Origin of the sequence: Cupriavidus sp. UGS-1, assembly GCF_021213615.1 — a bacterium.
In the GTDB taxonomy this organism is placed as follows: domain Bacteria; phylum Pseudomonadota; class Gammaproteobacteria; order Burkholderiales; family Burkholderiaceae; genus Cupriavidus.
On sequence record NZ_JAJQJF010000002.1, the window covers coordinates 248,341 to 265,889 of the forward strand.

Annotated in this window: 18 protein-coding genes; 10 read left to right on the forward strand and 8 right to left on the reverse strand. The window is 68.5% G+C overall.

All coding sequences use genetic code 11. The features are described 5' to 3' along the window. The first annotated feature begins 38 nt into the window (after positions 1 to 38). Both LRR16_RS03690 and LRR16_RS03695 read left to right on the forward strand, forming a co-directional pair. Positions 39 to 1,271 (forward strand): cyclopropane-fatty-acyl-phospholipid synthase family protein, encoded by a 1,233-nt coding sequence (locus LRR16_RS03690; protein ID WP_006579981.1) that lies wholly within the window; start codon positions 39 to 41, stop codon positions 1,269 to 1,271. Then, the gene (locus tag LRR16_RS03695) at positions 1,264 to 2,373 is read left to right on the forward strand and encodes a DUF72 domain-containing protein (protein ID WP_232204829.1); all 1,110 of its coding nucleotides are present in this window, start codon (positions 1,264 to 1,266) and stop codon (positions 2,371 to 2,373) included. The genes LRR16_RS03690 and LRR16_RS03695 overlap by 8 nt, the downstream gene beginning before the upstream one ends. A gap of 48 nt (positions 2,374 to 2,421) precedes the next feature. On the opposite strand, the gene msrA is transcribed toward LRR16_RS03695, so the two are convergent. From msrA to LRR16_RS03720, 5 genes are all read right to left on the reverse strand, one after another. Then, entirely contained in the window at positions 2,422 to 2,967 is a 546-nt protein-coding gene (gene msrA, locus LRR16_RS03700) for a peptide-methionine (S)-S-oxide reductase MsrA (protein ID WP_232204830.1), read from the reverse strand. A gap of 59 nt (positions 2,968 to 3,026) precedes the next feature. Beyond that, entirely contained in the window at positions 3,027 to 4,673 is a 1,647-nt protein-coding gene (locus tag LRR16_RS03705; protein WP_232204831.1) for a class I adenylate-forming enzyme family protein, read from the reverse strand. After that, on the reverse strand, positions 4,670 to 5,914 hold the full coding sequence (locus LRR16_RS03710; RefSeq protein WP_232204832.1) for an acyl-CoA dehydrogenase family protein: 1,245 nt from the start codon (positions 5,912 to 5,914) through the stop codon (positions 4,670 to 4,672). The genes LRR16_RS03705 and LRR16_RS03710 overlap by 4 nt, the downstream gene beginning before the upstream one ends. A gap of 114 nt (positions 5,915 to 6,028) precedes the next feature. Then, the gene (locus LRR16_RS03715; RefSeq protein ID WP_232204833.1) at positions 6,029 to 6,874 is read right to left on the reverse strand and encodes an alpha/beta fold hydrolase; all 846 of its coding nucleotides are present in this window, start codon (positions 6,872 to 6,874) and stop codon (positions 6,029 to 6,031) included. 47 nt (positions 6,875 to 6,921) lie between these two features. After that, positions 6,922 to 7,992, reverse strand: a complete 1,071-nt coding sequence (locus LRR16_RS03720) for a M29 family peptidase (RefSeq protein ID WP_023263676.1) — start codon at positions 7,990 to 7,992, stop codon at positions 6,922 to 6,924. A gap of 229 nt (positions 7,993 to 8,221) precedes the next feature. On the opposite strand from LRR16_RS03720, the gene LRR16_RS03725 reads away from it, so the two are divergent. Together LRR16_RS03725 and LRR16_RS03730 are read left to right on the forward strand one after the other, a co-directional pair. Then, on the forward strand, positions 8,222 to 8,791 hold the full coding sequence (locus tag LRR16_RS03725; RefSeq protein WP_006578453.1) for a flavin reductase family protein: 570 nt from the start codon (positions 8,222 to 8,224) through the stop codon (positions 8,789 to 8,791). 38 nt (positions 8,792 to 8,829) lie between these two features. Beyond that, positions 8,830 to 9,261: a MarR family winged helix-turn-helix transcriptional regulator gene (locus tag LRR16_RS03730; protein ID WP_006578454.1), complete on the forward strand. Its 432-nt coding sequence runs from the start codon at positions 8,830 to 8,832 to the stop codon at positions 9,259 to 9,261. A gap of 40 nt (positions 9,262 to 9,301) precedes the next feature. On the opposite strand, the gene LRR16_RS03735 is transcribed toward LRR16_RS03730, so the two are convergent. Then, positions 9,302 to 9,784: an Lrp/AsnC family transcriptional regulator gene (locus LRR16_RS03735; RefSeq protein WP_232204834.1), complete on the reverse strand. Its 483-nt coding sequence runs from the start codon at positions 9,782 to 9,784 to the stop codon at positions 9,302 to 9,304. A 197-nt stretch (positions 9,785 to 9,981) separates the two neighbouring features. On the opposite strand from LRR16_RS03735, the gene kynB reads away from it, so the two are divergent. From kynB to kynA, 3 genes are all read left to right on the forward strand, one after another. Beyond that, positions 9,982 to 10,650: an arylformamidase gene (gene kynB, locus LRR16_RS03740; RefSeq protein WP_006578456.1), complete on the forward strand. Its 669-nt coding sequence runs from the start codon at positions 9,982 to 9,984 to the stop codon at positions 10,648 to 10,650. 76 nt (positions 10,651 to 10,726) lie between these two features. Further along, positions 10,727 to 11,983, forward strand: a complete 1,257-nt coding sequence (gene kynU / locus LRR16_RS03745) for a kynureninase (protein ID WP_232204835.1) — start codon at positions 10,727 to 10,729, stop codon at positions 11,981 to 11,983. A gap of 22 nt (positions 11,984 to 12,005) precedes the next feature. Further along, a complete protein-coding gene (gene kynA, locus LRR16_RS03750; protein WP_370646748.1) occupies positions 12,006 to 12,896 on the forward strand; it encodes a tryptophan 2,3-dioxygenase in 891 nt (296 codons plus the stop codon). Between the two features lie 152 nt (positions 12,897 to 13,048). On the opposite strand, the gene LRR16_RS03755 is transcribed toward kynA, so the two are convergent. Next, complete coding sequence (locus tag LRR16_RS03755) at positions 13,049 to 13,792, reverse strand: IclR family transcriptional regulator (protein WP_232204950.1); 744 nt, start codon at positions 13,790 to 13,792, stop codon at positions 13,049 to 13,051. Between the two features lie 370 nt (positions 13,793 to 14,162). On the opposite strand from LRR16_RS03755, the gene LRR16_RS03760 reads away from it, so the two are divergent. After that, the gene (locus LRR16_RS03760; protein ID WP_232204836.1) at positions 14,163 to 15,356 is read left to right on the forward strand and encodes an acyl-CoA dehydrogenase; all 1,194 of its coding nucleotides are present in this window, start codon (positions 14,163 to 14,165) and stop codon (positions 15,354 to 15,356) included. Between the two features lie 232 nt (positions 15,357 to 15,588). Here LRR16_RS03760 and LRR16_RS03765 read toward each other — a convergent pair whose 3' ends face one another. Beyond that, positions 15,589 to 16,233, reverse strand: coding sequence for a peroxiredoxin (locus tag LRR16_RS03765; RefSeq protein WP_232204837.1), 645 nt, complete (start codon positions 16,231 to 16,233; stop codon positions 15,589 to 15,591). Between the two features lie 407 nt (positions 16,234 to 16,640). Here LRR16_RS03765 and LRR16_RS03770 point away from each other — a divergent pair, with 407 nt between their 5' ends. Together LRR16_RS03770 and LRR16_RS03775 are read left to right on the forward strand one after the other, a co-directional pair. Next, the gene (locus tag LRR16_RS03770) at positions 16,641 to 16,958 is read left to right on the forward strand and encodes a DUF883 family protein (protein ID WP_315904136.1); all 318 of its coding nucleotides are present in this window, start codon (positions 16,641 to 16,643) and stop codon (positions 16,956 to 16,958) included. A 180-nt stretch (positions 16,959 to 17,138) separates the two neighbouring features. Further along, positions 17,139 to 17,516 carry a phage holin family protein gene (locus LRR16_RS03775; RefSeq protein ID WP_064572827.1) on the forward strand — a complete coding sequence of 126 codons (378 nt, stop codon included), beginning with the start codon at positions 17,139 to 17,141 and terminating at the stop codon, positions 17,514 to 17,516. The last annotated feature ends 33 nt before the right edge of the window (positions 17,517 to 17,549 follow it).

Here is a 17,549-nt window from a genome sequence, read left to right on the forward strand (position 1 = left end):
TTCGGAAATATGCCGCCATTCATCAGGAGGAAAGCCGCATGTTTTTCAAGCAAGCACTGGACACGCAACTGGAGCGCTGGGTCGCGGAACTGCGCGACAAGGCCAACCTGCCCGTCAAGCTGCGGCTCTGGAATGGCCACGAATACGCGCTGGGCAACTTCGAACAACCGGCCGTCACGCTGACGGTGCGCGAGGCCGGCGCGCTGCCGCTGCTGCTGACGCCGACGCTGGACAACCTGGGCGAGGCCTACGTCCAGCAGAAGATCGATCTGGAGGGCAAGCTCGCCGACATCATCGCGGTCGGCTACGGCTTCTCCCGCGCGACCACGCAACTGGCCGGCAGCACGCTGGCCCGCGTCGCGCAACGCTTCACCCATACCAAGCAGGAAGACAAGGCGTCGATCGAATACCACTACGACGTCTCGAACGACTTCTACAAGCTGTGGCTGGACCCGAACATGGTCTACTCGTGCGCGTACTTCGAGCACGGCACCGAGGACCTGGCCACCGCGCAGCTGAAGAAGATCGACCACATCCTGACCAAGATCCGCGTGCAGCCGGGCCAGACGCTGCTGGACATCGGCTGCGGCTGGGGCGCGCTGGTGCTGCGCGCCGCGCAGAAGTTCGGCGCGCGCTGCGTCGGCATCACGCTGTCGGAGAACCAGTTCGCGCTGGCGACCGAACGGGTCAGGCAGGCCGGACTGCAGGACCAGATCGAGATCCGGCTGCAGGACTACCGTGACGTCACCGGTACCTTCGACCGCATCACCAGCGTCGGCATGTTCGAACACGTCGGCAAGGAAAACCTGGTCACCTACTTCAGCCGCATGTGCGAGCTGCTGGCCGACGACGGCATCGCGATGAACCACGGCATCACGTCGCCCGACCCGGACAGCGGCAAGGTGCCGATGGACGGCGCGCAATTCATGGACCGCTACGTGTTCCCGCAGGGCGAGCTGCCGCATATCGGCATGGTGCTGCATACGCTGGCCAAGGGCGGCCTCGAGGCCTACGACGTCGAGCTGCTGCGCCGGCATTATGCGCAGACGCTGCGGCACTGGGCCGACAACTTCGAGACGCATGGCGAGACCATCCGCGCGATGGTCGGCGAGAAGAAATACCGCATCTGGCGCGTCTATCTGGCCGGCTGCGCGCAGGCCTTCGACAGCGAGAAGATGTCGATCTACCAGGTGGTCTGCCACAAGGCCACCCAGCCGTCGAACACGCTGCCCTGGTCGCGCCACTACATCTACGACAAGACGCTTGATTGACGATTTGTTTGGCGGCCTGCCGCCCGCTTCAACGGCACCAACGGAAAAGTCACTGGGTCCCCGCCTGCGCGGGGACGACGCCGCGCAGGATGGAGGTGTCGTCCCCACGAAAGCGGGGACCCAGCGTGTTCGCCGCGGCAAGACGGTCCAGCCGGTCGCTGCCTCCGCCGAACTGACGGCGCTGGCCGCCCGGCTGCCCCGCCACCTCTACCTCGGTACCTCGACCTGGTCCTATCCGGGCTGGAAGGGCCTGGTCTACGACGGCGACTACAGCGACAGCCTGCTGTCCCGCAAGGGCCTCGGCGCCTATGCCGCCCACCCGCTGCTGCGCGCGGCCGGCGTGGACCGCGGCTTCTACGCGCCGATTCCGCTGGCCGACTATCTCGCCTACGCGGCCCAGGTGCCCGACGATTTCCGCTTCCTGGTCAAGGCGCCCGCCAGCGTCTGCGATCCGTGGCTGCGCTCCAGCAATGGCGCCGGCCGGCTCGCCAATGCGGCATTCCTCGATGTCGAGATCGCGATCCGCGATTTCATTACGCCGGCCACCGCGGGGCTGGGCGCCAAATGCGGGCCGCTGCTGTTCCAGCTGTCGCCGCTGCGCGCGATGGCGGCCGATGCCGCCGGCTTCCTGTCGCGCCTCGACGCCTTCCTGTCGGCCCTGCCCGCGCTCGACCCGGCGCAGACGCCGAACGCCTGCTATGCGGTCGAGCTGCGTGATCCCGAACTGCTGACACCGCGCTTCATCAAGCTGCTGCGCGCGCACGGCGTGCGTTTCGGCTGCTCGGCGCGCGACCGCATGCCGCCACTGGCGCGCCAGGCCCCGGCGCAGGCACTGCGCGACGAGGGCGAACCGGGGCCTTTGGTGCTGCGCTGGCTGCTGCATCAGGGCTATGGCTACGAGCAGGCCGAGGCGGCATTCGAGCCGTTCGACCGGCTGCACGTGCTCGATCCGCAGACGCTGGCGGCCGCGGCCGACCTGGCCGTGCGCACGCTGCAGGCCGGGCAGCCGGCCTATCTGATCGTCAGCAACAACGCCGAGGGCTGCGCGCCGCTGACGCTGGCGCGGCTGGCCGAGGCGATCGCACAGCGGCTGGGCGTCTAGCGTCCCGCGGCTGCCGTGGTGGCTGCGATTGCCGCGCTTGCTGCCTGCCTACTGCGCGCGCAACCGGTGCGCGAAGCTCTTGCGGAATTTCGCGACCTTCGGCGAGATCACGAAGGCGCAATAGCCCTGCTCCGGATGATTGCGGTAGTAGTTCTGGTGATAGGCCTCGGCGCGCCAGTAGCGCTGCGCCGGCTCGATCTGCGTGACCAGCGGGCCGTCGTACAGCTCTTGCGCGGCGATGTCGGCCTTCACCTGCTGCGCGGTGTCACGCTGCGCGTCCGAGTGGGTGTAGATCACCGAGCGGTACTGCGTGCCGACGTCGTTCCCCTGGCGATTGAGCGTGGTCGGATCGTGGATCGCGAAGAAGATCTCCAGGATCTCGCGATAGGAGATCACCGACGGGTCGAACGACACCCGCACCACTTCCGCGTGGCCGGTATCCCCGCTGCAGACCTGCTCGTAGCTTGGATCGTCGACATGGCCGCCGGTATAGCCGGACTCCACCGCGGTCACGCCTTCGACCTGCTGATAGACCGCCTCCATGCACCAGAAGCAGCCGCCACCGAGCGTGGCGATTTCGGTTCGATCTTCCATGGATGCTTACCCGTTGGGATGCGCGGCAAGGCGCGATCGAACGATGATACCCGCCGCGCTCAGTTCGTGCCGCCGCTGCCGCCGCCGCCGCTGCCGCCGTTGCCGCCGCTGCAGCCCCGCGCCGCCTCCAGCGTCGCACGCAGCTGCGGCTTCAATACCTTGCCGAGCGCGCTCTTGGGCAGCGCGTCGAGCAGCACCACCTCGCGCGGCAGCTTGAAGCGGGCGATGCGCTGGGCCAGCGCCTCGCGCAGCGGCTCGGTCGCCAGCGCGGCGCGGTCCGCGCCCGGCGCCGGCACGATGACCGCGACCGGCACCTCGCCCCAGCGCGGATCGGGCAAACCCACCACCGCGCATTCGGCCACGCCGGGCAGCGCGACCAGCGTGTTCTCGATCTCGGCCGGATAGATGTTCTCGCCGCCGGAGATGATCATGTCCTTGCTGCGTCCGACCACTTCGATGCAGCCGTCGGCGTCGCGATGCGCGAGATCGCCCGAGCGGAACCAGCCGTCGGCGAAGCCGGGATGGCAAGGCTCGCGCCAGTAGCCCTGCATCAGGTTGCTGGCGCGAATGCAGATCTCGCCGACCTTCCCGTCCGCCACGTCGTTGCCGTCGCGGCCGAGCAGCCGCACCTGCGCCTCGGGCTGCGGCCAGCCGGCATAGCCGGGCCGCGCCATCGCCTCGTGCAGGCGCAACACGATCGAGACCGGACCGGTCTCGGTGGCGCCGTAGACCTGCCCCAGCGGCACGCCGCGCGCATGGAAGGCATCGATATAGGCGCGCGGGATCGTCGACGAGCCGGCCATCACGCCGCGCAGCACGCTCAGGTCGGCGTCGGCCCAGCCGGGATGCTCGAGCACCGCGCGCAGCGTGGCCGGCACCATCAGCGACAGCGTCGGCCGTGCGTCGGCCAACGCCTGCAGCCAGGCGTCCGGCGCGAAGCGCTCGTGGAGTGTCACCTGCGCGCCCAGCAGCAGCGCCGGCACGGTCTGGATGCACAGCCCGCCGACATGGAACATCGGCAGCGTCGACAGGACATGATCGCTGTCGCGCATGGCGTGCGCCCACCAGCTGGCACGCGCGTTGGCCAGCAGCGCCGCCTGCGTATGCAGGGCGCCCTTGGGCTGGCCGGTGGTACCGGAGGTGTAGACCAGCAGCAGCGGCGTGTCGTCGGGCATCGGGCCGATTGGCGCGTCGCTCGGCTCGGGCGGCGCCGGGCTGTCGATCAGCCGGTCGATATGGGCGTGGCGCACGGTACCGCCCGCGCCTTCGCCTTCGACTCCCTCGGCACTGGCGCGCGGGACCGTGACCGCGACGGCGGCCGCGGCATCGGCATGCGCATCGTCATGGAAGATCGCGCGCACGCCGGCGTGCGATGCGATCGCGGCGAGCTCGGGCACCGCCAGCCGGTAGTTCAGCGGCACGAAGATCGCGCCGAGCCGCGCGCAGGCGAACAGCAGCGCCAGCTGCAGATCGTGGTTCAGGCACAGCGTCGCCACGCGGTCGCCGCGCGCGATGCCCCAGTCGGCCAGCAGATGCGCGGCGACCCGCTCGATGCGGCTCCACAGCTTGGCATAGCCGATCGTGCGGCCGCGGAAATGCAGCGCCGGGCGTTGCGGCTGCGTGTCGGCCAGCGCGTGCAGCGGCCGCAGCAGCGCGCCGACGCTGGCCGCATCCAGATGCGGCCGCCCTCCACAGGCGCCGCTCATTCGTCGCGCTCGCCCGGTTCGTACAGCGTCTCGCGGCCCATGCGGTCGAGGATCAGCTCGGCGGTCCACGGCAGCATCAGCGCGCCGCAGCGCGAATCGCGATAGAGCCGCTCGAGCGGCAGATCCTTCAGCATCGACTGGCCGCCGCAGGTGCGGATCGCCAGCCGTGCGATATCGTTGGCGCCCTCCATTACCGCGTAGTGCGCGGCGTAGAGACGCATGCGCTGGTCCTTGGCCGGATTGGGCCGCGCCTCGTGGATGACGCGCCAGAACAGCGAGCGCATCGACTCGAGCTGGATCCGCATCTGCGCCACCGCGATCTGCTTGGTCGGATACATGCGGCGCTTGACCGGCGGCTGGCCCGGAACTTCGCCGCGCAGGTATTGCACGGTGAAGTCGTAGGCGGCCTGCGCCACGCCCAGATACGTCGGCGACAGCGTGAAGAACATCGCCGGCCAGGTCTGCGCGGCCTTGTAGTAGACGCCGCGCGGCATCAACTGCTCGTCGTCGGGCACGAACACGTCCTTGAGCAGCAGCGTGCGCGAGACCGTGCCGCGCATGCCCATCGGATCCCAGTCGCCGGTCACGGTCAGCCCCTCGGCCTTGCCGGGCACCGCGATATACAGCGTGTCGCGCATGTCGGGATGATGATCGCCGCGGTCCTCGGTGCAGAGGATGCCGTAGTAGTCGGCGGCGCCCGACAGCGAGGCGAAGATCTTGCGTCCGTTCAGCAGCCAGCCGCCCTCGACCTTGCGCGCGGTGGTGCCGAACGGCGCCTTGCCGGCCGCGGCCGCCGAACCCTCGGAGAACGGCTGCGCATAGACCGCGCCGTCCTTGACCACGCGCGCGAAATGCAGCTCGCGGCGCGCCGCGTGTTCGGCGCGCTGCGCGTCCGTCATCGCGATGCCGTCGGCCAGCATGCCGGTCCACATCGTCGAGCAGATATGCATGTTGTAGGTCAGCGCGGTGGCGCCGCAGAAGCGGCCGATCTCCGCGCCGATCATGCAGTAGGTCGCGAAGTCCGCGCCCTCGCCGCCGAACGCGCGCGGTACGCACAGCGCCAGCAGCCCGGCCTCGCGCAGATCGTCGTAGTTGGCGAACGGGAAGCTCGCCTCGCGGTCCCATTGCGCCGCGCGCGGCGCGAAGCGTTCGCGGCCGAGCCGGTTGGCCAGCGTCAGCAGACGGACCTGATCGTCGGTGAAATCGGCCTCGCCGACAGCGGGAACGAAGTCCAGGGGCATGATGGTGTCTCTCGTGGTCAGCTTGTTGTGCGTTGGGTGCGGTAGTGCGTCAGTGCGTCGGTCTGGTCGTGCCGTGGTGCGGTGGCGCATTGCTTCGACACGTCCGGGCCGACGTCAGCGGACCGGAAAATGCCGCGCCAGGAAATCGAGCACGGCCTCGTTGAACCGCGCCGGCCGCTCCATGCAGGCCAGATGGCCGACGCCCGACAGGCAGCGGTACTCGGCGCCGGGAATGCGTGCGGCCATCCGTTCCATCACGGCCGGCGCCGCATTGGCGTCGTGCTCGCCGGCCAGCGCCAGCACCGGCACCGCGATGCGCGCCAGCGCCTCGCGCTGGTCGAACCGCACCAGCGCATGCAGCGCGGCGCGATAGGTGTCGGGCGGCACGCTCGCCATCACGCGGGTGGCGAAGGCCACCGCATCGGCCGGCGCGTCGGGCGCGACCATGCCGCGCACCAGGCCGGCCGCCATCTCGGCCATCGTGCGGCCCGCGTCGAGCGGCGCGGTGCGGGCCGCGATGAAGTCGCGCTGCCAGTCGCCGTCGGCCTTGCCGAAAGCCGGCGAGGTGCCCGACAGCACCATGCCGTCGATCGTCTCGGGCATCGCCGCACAGGCCTGCTGCGCGACCATGCCGCCCATGCTGTGGCCGAGCAGCACCACGCGGCGGCCGGCATCGCGCTCCGCTTGCAGCACCGGCGCCAGCGCGGCGGCGAGGCCGGCGAAGTCGTACGGGGCTATCGTCGCGCTGTCGCCGTAGCCGGGCATGTCCCAGGCGACCGCGCGATAGCCGGCGTCGCCGAGCGCGTCGAACTGCGCGGGCCACGCCGCCTTGCCGCCGCCGATGCCATGCAGCATCACGACCGCGACGGGACCGTCGCCGCGGACCAGCGTGGCGATGCCGTTGGCGTGGCGGATCGTGGCATCGCGATCGGCGTCGCGGCGAGAGTCAGGCTGGGACATCGAAGCTCCTGTCTTGGAACGGGTAGGCAAATCGGCGGATAGACCGGTCACCCCGGCATGGCCGCCAGCCGGCCCTGCTCGACCTCGGCCACGCCATCGAGCGTCACCGTGCAGCCGCGCAGCGGCAGATCGAAATGGCCGAGCGTATGGCGGCCGGCCACTTCGTTGGCGCCGGTGGAATAGAGGAAATTGCCGGCGAACGCGCGCAGCTCGGTGCCGTTGCAATCGCGCCGGTCGTAGAAGGTCAGCGCGTCCCAGCGCGCCTGCGGGTTCATGCCCCAGCCGACATGCGAGACCGCGTAGGCGGCGCGCGTGCCCTCCTTGTCGGCCCAGGCCGCGTAGTAGCCGCGCATCATGTCGGCATCGACGCCGTTGCCCTCGATGCCGACGATGTAGTCGTGCTCGACATGGCAGACCACGGTGTCGCGCAGATAGGTCTTGAAGGTCAGGTTGACGTCGCCCGGCGCCAGCACCAGCGTGCCGTTGACCTGCCCGGTGGCGGGGAACGCCAGGCACAGCCCGCCCGGCCAGTGCGCGACCTGGCCCGGCTTGTTGCAATAGCCCCAGACTCCGCCCACGCGCGCGCCGGCCAGGCCGATGCGCAGGTCCGTGCCGGCGCCGGAGCTCACGCGCATCTCGGATGCACCGCGCAGCCGCCGCATCGCCGCGCGCACGCCGGTCTCCAGTTCGGGATCGGGCACGCAGCGTTCGAGGATCTCGGGATGTTCGTTGCTGATCATCAGCAGCCGCGGCACGACGCCGTCGGCGCCCCGCAGGATCCGCGGCAGTTCCGGCGCGTGCAGCAGGCCTTCGACGGTGCAGTCCAGGACCAGATGGCAGCGCGACAGCGCCGCGATCACCGGCTCCAGCTGCTGCAGCGCGTCGCTGGCGCCGGTCGAGCGCACTGGCGCCGGCGCCTGCAGCGCCGGGGTCGGCACGCGCACACGGATCGGCGTCGCGCCCAGCGCCTGCACGGCCAGCTCGGCCAAGTCCACGATGACTTGTCGGGATTGCGACTCCGATACAATGCCGACAACTTCACCCGCGGAAAGCGCGCACAGTTCCAGCGTCCGCCGGAAGGCCGCCAGCCAGCGGTGTTCGATCTGCTCGACGAGCATGACGCTCCTCCTCTGCTGCTTCTGCTGCTGATTGGGACCGGGCCCCGCCCCTCGGTGCGTTCCGCGGCATCGCAGCAAAGTCCCGCCTTGCCGTTTGCGATTCCGCGCCCCGATTGGATTGCTTGTGTTTCTTCGCTGGGGTTTCTTCGCTTGTGTTTCTTCGCTTGTGATTCTGCGTTCTGCGGCAAATAATATATGAAATTTCATGGAAATCAGCGGTACCCGACCTATGGGATTTCCCGACGCCAACCCGCCTGACGGGGACCCGACGCCTTACGGCCAAGCCGCCGCGCCGGACTTCGACGCGATGCATTTCCGCCGCGCGCTGTCGCAGTTCGCCACCGGAGTGACGGTCATCACCACGCGCGCGATGCGCGAATCGCCGGCCGATCCGCCGTTCGTTGGCATCACCGCCAGCTCGTTCAATTCGGTTTCGCTCGATCCGCCGCTGGTGCTGTGGAGCATGGCGACCCGCGCCAACAGCCTGCCGATGTTCCGCGGCGGCTCGCACTACATCATCAACGTGCTGGCCGCGACGCAGCTGGACCTGTGCCAGCGCTTCGCCACGCTCAAGGGCGACCGCTTCGCCGGCGTCGATTACCGCTTGTCGGCGACCGGCCTGCCGATCCTGGCCAATGCGCTGGCCTGGTTCGAATGCCACAACCGCAGCCGCTACGACGAGGGCGACCACGTGATCTTCGTCGGCGAGGTCGAGCGCTGCGGCATCCATGGCAGCGGCGGCCTGCCGCTGGTGTTCCAGGGCGGCGAGTTCTCCACCACCAGCCCGCTGCGCGACTGAACGCGCGCGCTTCTGCACGAGGCCGGCCCAACGTGACCATGCCCTTCGTCGACGGATATCTGCCCTATCTGCTGGCGCGCGCCAGCCATCTGGTATCGGGGGAATTCCACCGCAAGGTCGAGGCGGCGGGCCTGAGCGTGCCGGAGTGGCGCGTGCTGGCGACGCTGGCCGACCGCGACGTCTGCACGGTCGGCGCGCTGGCCGATATCACGCTGACCAAGCAGCCCACGCTGACCAAGCTGCTGGACCGCATGACCGCCGACGGCCTGGTCGAGCGACGCCGCGAAGGCGCACCCGATCGGCGCCAGGCGCTGGTGTCGATCACCGAGCGCGGCCGCGAACGGGCCCGGCCGCTGCTGGTCCAGGCGGCCGAACACGAGGCCCAGGTACTGGCCGCGTTCGGCGCCAGCCAGGGCGACCAGCTGAAGGAAACGCTGCGCCGGCTGATCGCGCTGCACGCGCGGCGGTAGGCAGCGCCAGGCAGGCGGCGCTCTCCTCGCCGGCCGCCTGCTAGCCCGGCGCGCCGGGCTGCACCAGCGCCAACGACGAACCCTCGGTCTTGATCCGCTGCAGCACGATGTTCGAGCGGATATCCATCACGCCCGGCGTCCGATAGAGCCGGTTCACGATGAAGTCGGAGTAGTGCTTCAGGTTGCGCGCCTGCACGCGCAGGATGTAGTTGCTGTCCCCGGTGATCACATAGGCCGACAGCACCTCGGGCCACGACTGCACCGCCGCGTTGAAGGTGTCGTGCCATCCCTCGACCGCCGGCCGCATCGACACCTGCACGATCGCCTCCAGCTCCAGCCCCAGCCGCTCGGCGTCGAACCAGGCGCGATAGCCGCCAATCACGCCACTTTCTTCCAGCAGCCGCACCCGCCGCAGGCAGGCCGACGGCGACAGCGCCACGCGCTCGGCCAGGTCCTGATTGCTGATGCGGCCGTTCTGTTGCAGGCAGGTCAGGATGCGCAGATCGATGGGGTCGAGGGTCATGTCGAAGATTCTTTCGATGAACAGCCGATAATTCGAATTCTATTCGAAATATGGGTGCGTCGGCTGTTGAAATAGCAAGCCTCTTTCCCGAAATCTTGACTATCATGCCGGGAGCGGCGCGACCGCCGAGTGGCAGCGAATCACTGCCGCGAACCGCTGCCGTATTCCTTCCATCCCCGCGCCGAGGCGCCAGCCCCATGTCCGACGGTTTTTCCGCTTCCTCGCCCTCGCCCACGGCGCGCAGCCTGTGGGACATCAGCCCGCCGCTGTCGCCGGCGACGCCGGTATGGCCGGGCGACACGCCGTTCCAGCAGCAAGCTGCCTGGCAGATGGACGAGCACTGCCCGGTCAATGTCGGCCGCATCACGCTATCGCCGCACACCGGCGCGCATGCCGACGCGCCGCTGCACTACGCGGCCGACGGCGCGCCGATCGGCGAGGTCGATCTGGACCCGTACCTGGGCCCGTGCCGCGTGATCCATTGCATCGGCGCCGCGCCGCTGGTCCGGCCGGAGCAGGTCGCGGGCGCGCTGGCGGGCGCACCGCCGCGCGTGCTGCTGCGGACCTACCGCAGCGCGCCGCTGGCCGAATGGGACCCCGACTTCTGCGCGGTGGCGCCGGAAACGATCGCGCTGCTGGCCGAACACGGCGTGCGGCTGATCGGCATCGACACACCGTCGCTCGACCCGCAGCAGTCCAAGACCATGGACGCGCATCGGATGGTGCGCCGGCATCGGATGGCGATTCTCGAAGGACTGGTGCTCGACGCCGTCGCGCCCGGCGACTACGAACTGATCGCGCTGCCGCTGCGCTTTGCCGGACTCGACGCGAGCCCGGTGCGGGCGGTGCTGCGCAGCCTGGGCTGAGCGGCGACCGGCCCGGCATCCCGGCATTGACAGCGATCGCCCCCGACGGCGATCGACAACCCTCATCAAGGAACCCATGACCGCAACTACCCGCGAGCACTGCCTGTCGCTGGACCGGCAAGACCCCTTGCGCCCGCTGCGCGACGCCTTCGCGCTGCCCGACGGCGTGATCTATCTGGACGGCAATTCGCTGGGCGCCCGCCCGCGCGCGGCCTCGGCCCGCGCCGCCCAGGTGGTCGAGCAGGAATGGGGCGAAGGCCTGATCCGCAGCTGGAATACCGCCGGCTGGTTCGAGCTGCCGCAGCGCCTGGGCAATCTGCTGGCCCCGCTGGTCGGCGCCGGCCCGGACGAGGTCGTCGTCACCGACACCACCTCGGTCAACCTGTTCAAGGTGCTGGCTGCCGCGCTGCGCGTGCAGGGCCTGCGCGCGCCGGGCCGCAAGGTCATCGTCTCCGAGCGCAGCAACTTCCCGACCGATCTGTATATCGCCCAGGGCCTGGCCGATCTGCTGCAGCAAGGCTATTCGCTGCGACCGGTCGACAGCCCCGACGAGATCGACGCCGCGGTGCGCGACGATACCGCGGTGCTGATGCTGACCCACGTCAACTACAAGACCGGCGAGATGCTGGACATGGCGGCGCTGACCGAGCTGGCGCATGCGCGCGGCGCGCTGACGGTCTGGGATCTGGCGCATTCGGCGGGCGCGGTGCCGGTCGCGCTGCGCGAATCCGGCGCCGACTACGCGGTCGGCTGCACCTACAAGTACCTGAACGGCGGCCCTGGTTCGCCAGCTTTCCTGTGGGTCGCGCCGGCGCTGCGCGACGCGTTCTGGCAGCCGCTGTCGGGCTGGTGGGGCCACGCCGCGCCGTTCGCGATGGAGCCCGACTATCGCCCGCGCAGCGGCGTCTCGCGCTTCCTGTGCGGCACGCAGCCGATGACCTCGCTGGCGATGGTCGAATGCGGGCTGGAGATCTTCGCCCGCACCGACATGCAGGCGCTGCGCGCCAAGTCGCTGCAGCTGACCGACCTGTTCATCGCGCTGGTGGAAGCGCGCTGCGGCCACCATCCGCTGACGCTGGTCACGCCGCGCGAGCACGCGCGCCGCGGCAGCCAGGTCAGCTTCGCCCATCCGCAGGGCTATGCCGTGATGCAGGCGCTGATCGAGCGCGGCGTGATCGGCGACTACCGCGAGCCGCAGATCATCCGCTTCGGCTTCACGCCGCTCTACACTGGTTTTGCGGACGTTTGGGATGCGGTGGAGGTGCTGCGCGACGTGCTCGACAGCGGTGCCTACGAAGCGGCGCGCTTCCAGACGCGCACGGCGGTGACCTGAGCAGCGAGCGAACGAGATGACCATGCAATCCGATAACACCAGGGCCGGACACGGCGGCTGCCCGATGTCCGGCGCGGCGCCCCGCTCCGGCGAGGGCGATTGGCACGGCGCCCAGCTCGACATGCGCCAGCAGATGAGCTACGGCGACTATCTGGCGCTGGACCAGATCCTGAACGCCCAGCATCCGCTGTCGCCCGATCACAACGAGATGCTGTTCATCGTCCAGCATCAGACCACCGAGCTGTGGATGAAGCTGATGCTGCATGAGCTGCGCGCCGCGCGCGAGGCGGTGCGGCGCGACGACCTGCCGCCGGCGTTCAAGATGCTGACGCGGGTGTCGCGCATCATGGACCAGCTGGTGCAGGCCTGGAACGTGCTGGCGACGATGACGCCGCCGGAGTATTCGGCGATGCGGCCCTATCTGGGGATGTCGTCCGGCTTCCAGTCGTTCCAGTACCGCGAGATCGAATTCATCCTCGGCAACAAGAACGCGGCAATGCTGCGCCCGCATGCGCACCGCCCGCAGCACCATGCGCTGGTCGAGCAGGCGCTGCGCACGCCGTCGTTGTACGACGAGGCGATCCGGCTGATGGCGCGGCGCGGCTTTCCGATCGATGCGGCCTGTCTCGAGCGCGACTGGACCGAGCCGGCCGGCTACAACGCCTCGGTCGAGGCGGCGTGGCTCGCGGTCTATCGCCAGCCCGAGGCGCACTGGGAGCTGTACGAGCTCGGCGAGAAGTTCGTCGATCTGGAGGATGCCTTCCGCCAATGGCGCTTCCGCCATGTCACCACGGTCGAACGCGTGATCGGCTTCAAGCGCGGCACCGGCGGCACCGAGGGCGTCGGCTATCTGCGCAAGATGCTCGACATCGTGCTGTTCCCCGAACTGTGGAAGCTGCGTACCGACCTGTGACCGGTGCGTGAATCCAGAACACCAGTCGTCCCCGCGAAGGCGGGGACCCAGCGACTTTCAAAGACACTGACTTTCAAAGACACTGGATTCCCGCTTTCGCGGGAACGACATCCCGGTTGTTCGGATGCTTTCAGCGTTTCGAACGGCTGCCCTCAGCGCGTGGCCCCGCCCGCCCCTTCCGCCAGCCGCGCCGCCAGCGCGCGCAGCGCGGGCGCCAGCGTCTGGTGGAACGTCGCTTCGTCGACGCTGCCATACGACGCGCTGCAGCTAAGCATGTGGATGTCCTTCTCGCCGATCGGCCGGAATGCCACCGCGCAGGCATGGATCGCCGGATGCCAGTCGCGGAACGAGGCCGCGTAGCCGCGCTGCTCGGCCTCCGCCACCGCCGCCCGCATCGGCGCCTGCTGCGCCTTCCATTGCTCGGGATAGGCCTGCGCGAATTCGGCCAGCAGGCGTTCGCGCTTCGGGCCGGGCAGCGCCGCCAGATAGGCGCGCCCCATCGAGCTTGATACCAGCGACAGCCGCGATCCGACGCCGAGCCCCAGCATCGAGCCGGCATCGTTGCGGATCGACTCCAGATAGATGACCTCCAGCCGCTCGCGCTTGCCGAGCGACACCGACACGCCATGCGTCTGCGCGAACGCCAGCATATGGGGCCGCGACAGCGCTACCACGCCGGAGGCCGACAGGTAGGCAAATCCGAGCGCCAGCACGCCGGCGTCCAGCGCGTACTTCCCCAGGCTCTCGTCGTAGCGCAGATACCCCAGTTGCACCAGCGTGCCGGCCAGGCGGCTGACGGTCGCCTTCGGCAGGCCGGTACGGCGTACGAAGTCCTGGTTGCCCAGCATCGACTCGCCGGTGCGAAAGCACCGCAGCAGCTCCAGGCCACGGGCCAGCGCGGTGACGAAGTTCGGATCGCTCTCGCGCGCCGCACGGTCGGGCTTGGCCTCGGGGGCGGCGGGGGCGGCGGGGGCGGCGGCAGAAAGCACGTCGGAGTTGGCCACGGCGGGCTCCTCGGTCGAAGGCGTTGAGATGCGGTGAAAGGAAAGTCGGGACGTTTCGGGACGTGTCGCGACGGCAGGACATGGCTGTTGCCGGCCGGACGCTTTGCGCTATACTAACGCATCGGAACATGGTTCCGCAATGCGGAACTACAAAACAAGACCGGCGGCACGCCGCCAGCCGGTCCGCCGCGCCGATTTCCACGTTCCATTTCAAGTTCAATCACGCTGACCCGCGTTTACCGCTCTACCGAAGGAGACCTCGATGGCCGCCAACGCCGAATTCCACTGGGCCGACCCGCTGCTGCTCGACCAGCAACTGACCGCCGACGAGCGCATGGTGCGCGACGCCGCCGCGGCCTACTGCCAGGACAAGCTGATGCCGCGCGTGCTGGAGTCGTTCCGGCATGAAAAGACCGACGCGACCATCTTCCGCGAGATGGGCGAGCTCGGCCTGCTCGGCCCGACCATTCCCGAGCAGTACGGCGGCCCGGGGCTGAACTACGTCAGCTACGGCCTGATCGCCCGCGAGGTCGAGCGCGTCGATTCGGGCTATCGCTCGATGATGAGCGTGCAGTCGTCGTTGGTGATGGTGCCGATCTACGAGTTCGGCAGCGAGGCGCAGAAGCAGAAGTACCTGCCCAAGCTGGCCACCGGCGAATGGATCGGCTGCTTCGGCCTGACCGAACCCAACCACGGCTCCGACCCGGGCTCGATGGTGACGCGTGCCAGGAAGGTCGACGGCGGCTACGAGCTGAGCGGCGCCAAGATGTGGATCACCAACTCGCCGATCGCCGACGTGTTCGTCGTGTGGGCCAAGCTGATGGGCGAGGACGGCAAGGAGGCCATCCGCGGCTTCATCCTCGAAAAAGGCTGGAAGGGCCTGAGCGCGCCGGCGATCCACGGCAAGGTCGGGCTGCGTACCTCGATCACCGGCGAAATCGTGATGGACCAGGTGTTCGTGCCGGAAGAGAACCTGATGCCGGGCGTCAGCGGCCTGAAGGGTCCGTTCACCTGCCTGAACTCGGCCCGTTACGGCATCGCCTGGGGCGCGCTGGGCGCCGCCGAATTCTGCTGGCATACCGCGCGCCAGTACACGCTGGACCGCAAGCAGTTCGGCCGCCCGCTGGCCGCGACCCAGCTGGTGCAGAAGAAGCTGGCCGACATGCAGACGGAAATCACGCTGGGCCTGCAGGGCTGCCTGCGCCTGGGCCGGATGAAGGACGAGGGCACCGCGGCGGTCGAGATCACCTCGATCATGAAGCGCAATTCGTGCGGCAAGTCGCTCGACATCGCCCGCGTGGCGCGCGACATGCTCGGCGGCAACGGCATCTCGGACGAGTTCGGCGTGATCCGCCATGTGGTCAACCTCGAGGTGGTCAACACCTACGAAGGCACGCACGACATCCACGCGCTGATCCTGGGCCGCGCGCAGACCGGCATCCAGGCCTTCTTCTGAGCGGCCTTGCGCTGAACCGGGCCGCGCACGCACGCACGGCCCAGCACGCACGGCCCAATAAAAAGGCCCGGCTGTCGCCGGGCCAAAGCACACTACCAAGGAGACGACGGGCGAACCCGTCGGTACGACACCGTTGCCGCCGCCCCGGCCCGCTTGCACCACGCGGACCCGGGCGGCGTTTCCGTTTCTCTTTCCGTTACCGTTTCTGTTTCTGTCTCTGTTCCCGGGACGCCTATTGCTGCTTGTCTGGCTGCGGCGTCATCCGCAGGTACGGGCGAATCGCCTTGTAGCCCTTCGGGAACTTCTGCTTGATCATCTCTTCGTCCTTCAACGACGGCACGATCACCACGTCTTCGCCCTGCTGCCAGTTGCCCGGCGTCGCCACGCTGTGCTTGTCGGTCAGCTGCAGCGAATCGATGACGCGCAGGATCTCGTTGAAGTTGCGGCCGGTGCTGGCCGGATAGGTAATGATCAGCCGCACCTTCTTGTTCGGATCGATCACGAACAGCGAGCGCACGGTCAGCGTCTCGTTGGCGTTCGGATGGATCATGTCGTAGAGCTCGGACACCTTGCGGTCGGCGTCGGCCAGGATCGGGAAATTGACCTGGCAGCCCTGCGTGTCGTTGATGTCCTGGATCCAGCCCAGGTGCGACTCGACCGGGTCCACCGACAGCGCGATCGCCTTGACGTTGCGCTTGGCAAACTCGTCCTTGAGCTTGGCCGTCAGGCCCAGTTCGGTCGTGCAGACCGGCGTGAAATCCGCCGGATGGGAGAACAGCACGCCCCAGCTGTCGCCTAGCCATTCGTGAAAGCGGATGCGGCCTTCGCTGGAATCCTGTTCGAAGTCCGGCGCAATGTCGCCTAGCCTCAGTGCCATGGTTTGCCTCCTTGCCTGTCAGTCGTCAGTGGTCTGTCCAATGATGCTTGCCTCCGGGCAAGCCAGCGCCCGGACTCAGACCAGTCTATTCCGATTGCGGTGAGACACAAACAAATATAAAGTCACTACAACATCACGCGAAGTCATTTGCCGAATCAATCGTCGAAGACTTCCGCGTGACGCCGAAACCCGCCGCCACCTCGCGATCGGGACGCGCCGGACGGGCGCGCGACGCCTGACGGCGTGCCGGCCGGGCAAAACCACTAAGGTTTGCATCGCGCTGCGCCGATGTCCTACATGACTTGTAGGACTCGCTGTCTTGAAACCATTGCTGAGCGCCGCATATCCTAGGAAATGCTTGGACCGCAGCAAGGCGAAGACACCCTACGAGAGCGAGGAAGGCCAACATGCAACTATCCGAAACAACCGCCCGCAACCAGGAGAAACTGATGAGCGATGTCAAAACCGTCCTGTCCGATGCCGAGGAGCTGCTCAAGCAAGCCGCCTCGACCACCGGCGAGAAGGCCGCCGAACTGCGCGAGCGTGGCATGGGCCTGCTGAAGCAAGCCAAGGAAAAAGCGCAGGACCTGCAGGACGCCGTCGTCACCAAGAGCAAGGCCGCGGCCCGGGCCACCGACGACTACGTACATGACCACCCCTGGCGCGCGGTCGGCATCGCCGCCGGCGCCGGTCTGCTGATCGGCCTGCTGCTCAATCGCAAGTAAAGCCAGCCGGTCGGGCCGGCGGAGCCAGCCGGTTCCCGCGCCCGACCGCGACTTGCCGGCCTGCGCCGGCGCCCAGCCGGCCCCCCGTTCGCGGGCGCCCGTGGCGCGCCGACGGCGCGGGCCCCCTCCTGCCGGGTGCCGCGACGCGGCGCATGACGACACTCCAATCAGCGGAACCGCATGACCGACACCTCCTCACCCAAGTTACTGGACTCGCTGCGCACACTGGGCAGCTCGGTGGCGGCGATGGTGCAGACCCGACTGGAGCTGGCCAGCGTCGAACTGTCCGAGGAAAAATCCCGGCTGTTGCGCATGGCGCTGCTGGCGCTGGTCGGCCTGATCTTCTTCGGGCTCTCGCTGTTCGCGTTGACCGGCCTGATCGTGCTGCTGTTCTGGGACAACTACCGGGTGCAGGCGCTGGGCGCGGTGGTCGTGGTCTATCTGCTGCTCGGCGGCATCTGCCTGCTTGCCGCCCGCAACATCATCCGCAATTCGCCGCCGATGTTCGAAGCCACGCTGGCCGAAATCGACAAGGACCGGGAGAGCCTGCGCCAATGACACCGACCCCCGCTCCAACACCGGCCTCCACTC

Coding starts and splice junctions, on each gene's coding strand:
- LRR16_RS03690 (WP_006579981.1), top strand. CDS start 39: ATGTTTTTCAAGCAAGCACTGGACACGCAACTGGAGCGCTGGGTCGCG.
- msrA (WP_232204830.1), bottom strand. CDS start 2,967: ATGGAAGATCGAACCGAAATCGCCACGCTCGGTGGCGGCTGCTTCTGG.
- LRR16_RS03705 (WP_232204831.1), bottom strand. CDS start 4,673: ATGAGCGGCGCCTGTGGAGGGCGGCCGCATCTGGATGCGGCCAGCGTC.
- LRR16_RS03710 (WP_232204832.1), bottom strand. CDS start 5,914: ATGCCCCTGGACTTCGTTCCCGCTGTCGGCGAGGCCGATTTCACCGAC.
- LRR16_RS03715 (WP_232204833.1), bottom strand. CDS start 6,874: ATGTCCCAGCCTGACTCTCGCCGCGACGCCGATCGCGATGCCACGATC.
- LRR16_RS03720 (WP_023263676.1), bottom strand. CDS start 7,992: ATGCTCGTCGAGCAGATCGAACACCGCTGGCTGGCGGCCTTCCGGCGG.
- LRR16_RS03725 (WP_006578453.1), top strand. CDS start 8,222: ATGGGATTTCCCGACGCCAACCCGCCTGACGGGGACCCGACGCCTTAC.
- LRR16_RS03730 (WP_006578454.1), top strand. CDS start 8,830: ATGCCCTTCGTCGACGGATATCTGCCCTATCTGCTGGCGCGCGCCAGC.
- LRR16_RS03735 (WP_232204834.1), bottom strand. CDS start 9,784: ATGACCCTCGACCCCATCGATCTGCGCATCCTGACCTGCCTGCAACAG.
- kynB (WP_006578456.1), top strand. CDS start 9,982: ATGTCCGACGGTTTTTCCGCTTCCTCGCCCTCGCCCACGGCGCGCAGC.
- kynU (WP_232204835.1), top strand. CDS start 10,727: ATGACCGCAACTACCCGCGAGCACTGCCTGTCGCTGGACCGGCAAGAC.
- kynA (WP_370646748.1), top strand. CDS start 12,006: ATGCAATCCGATAACACCAGGGCCGGACACGGCGGCTGCCCGATGTCC.
- LRR16_RS03760 (WP_232204836.1), top strand. CDS start 14,163: ATGGCCGCCAACGCCGAATTCCACTGGGCCGACCCGCTGCTGCTCGAC.
- LRR16_RS03765 (WP_232204837.1), bottom strand. CDS start 16,233: ATGGCACTGAGGCTAGGCGACATTGCGCCGGACTTCGAACAGGATTCC.
- LRR16_RS03770 (WP_315904136.1), top strand. CDS start 16,641: ATGCAACTATCCGAAACAACCGCCCGCAACCAGGAGAAACTGATGAGC.
- LRR16_RS03775 (WP_064572827.1), top strand. CDS start 17,139: ATGACCGACACCTCCTCACCCAAGTTACTGGACTCGCTGCGCACACTG.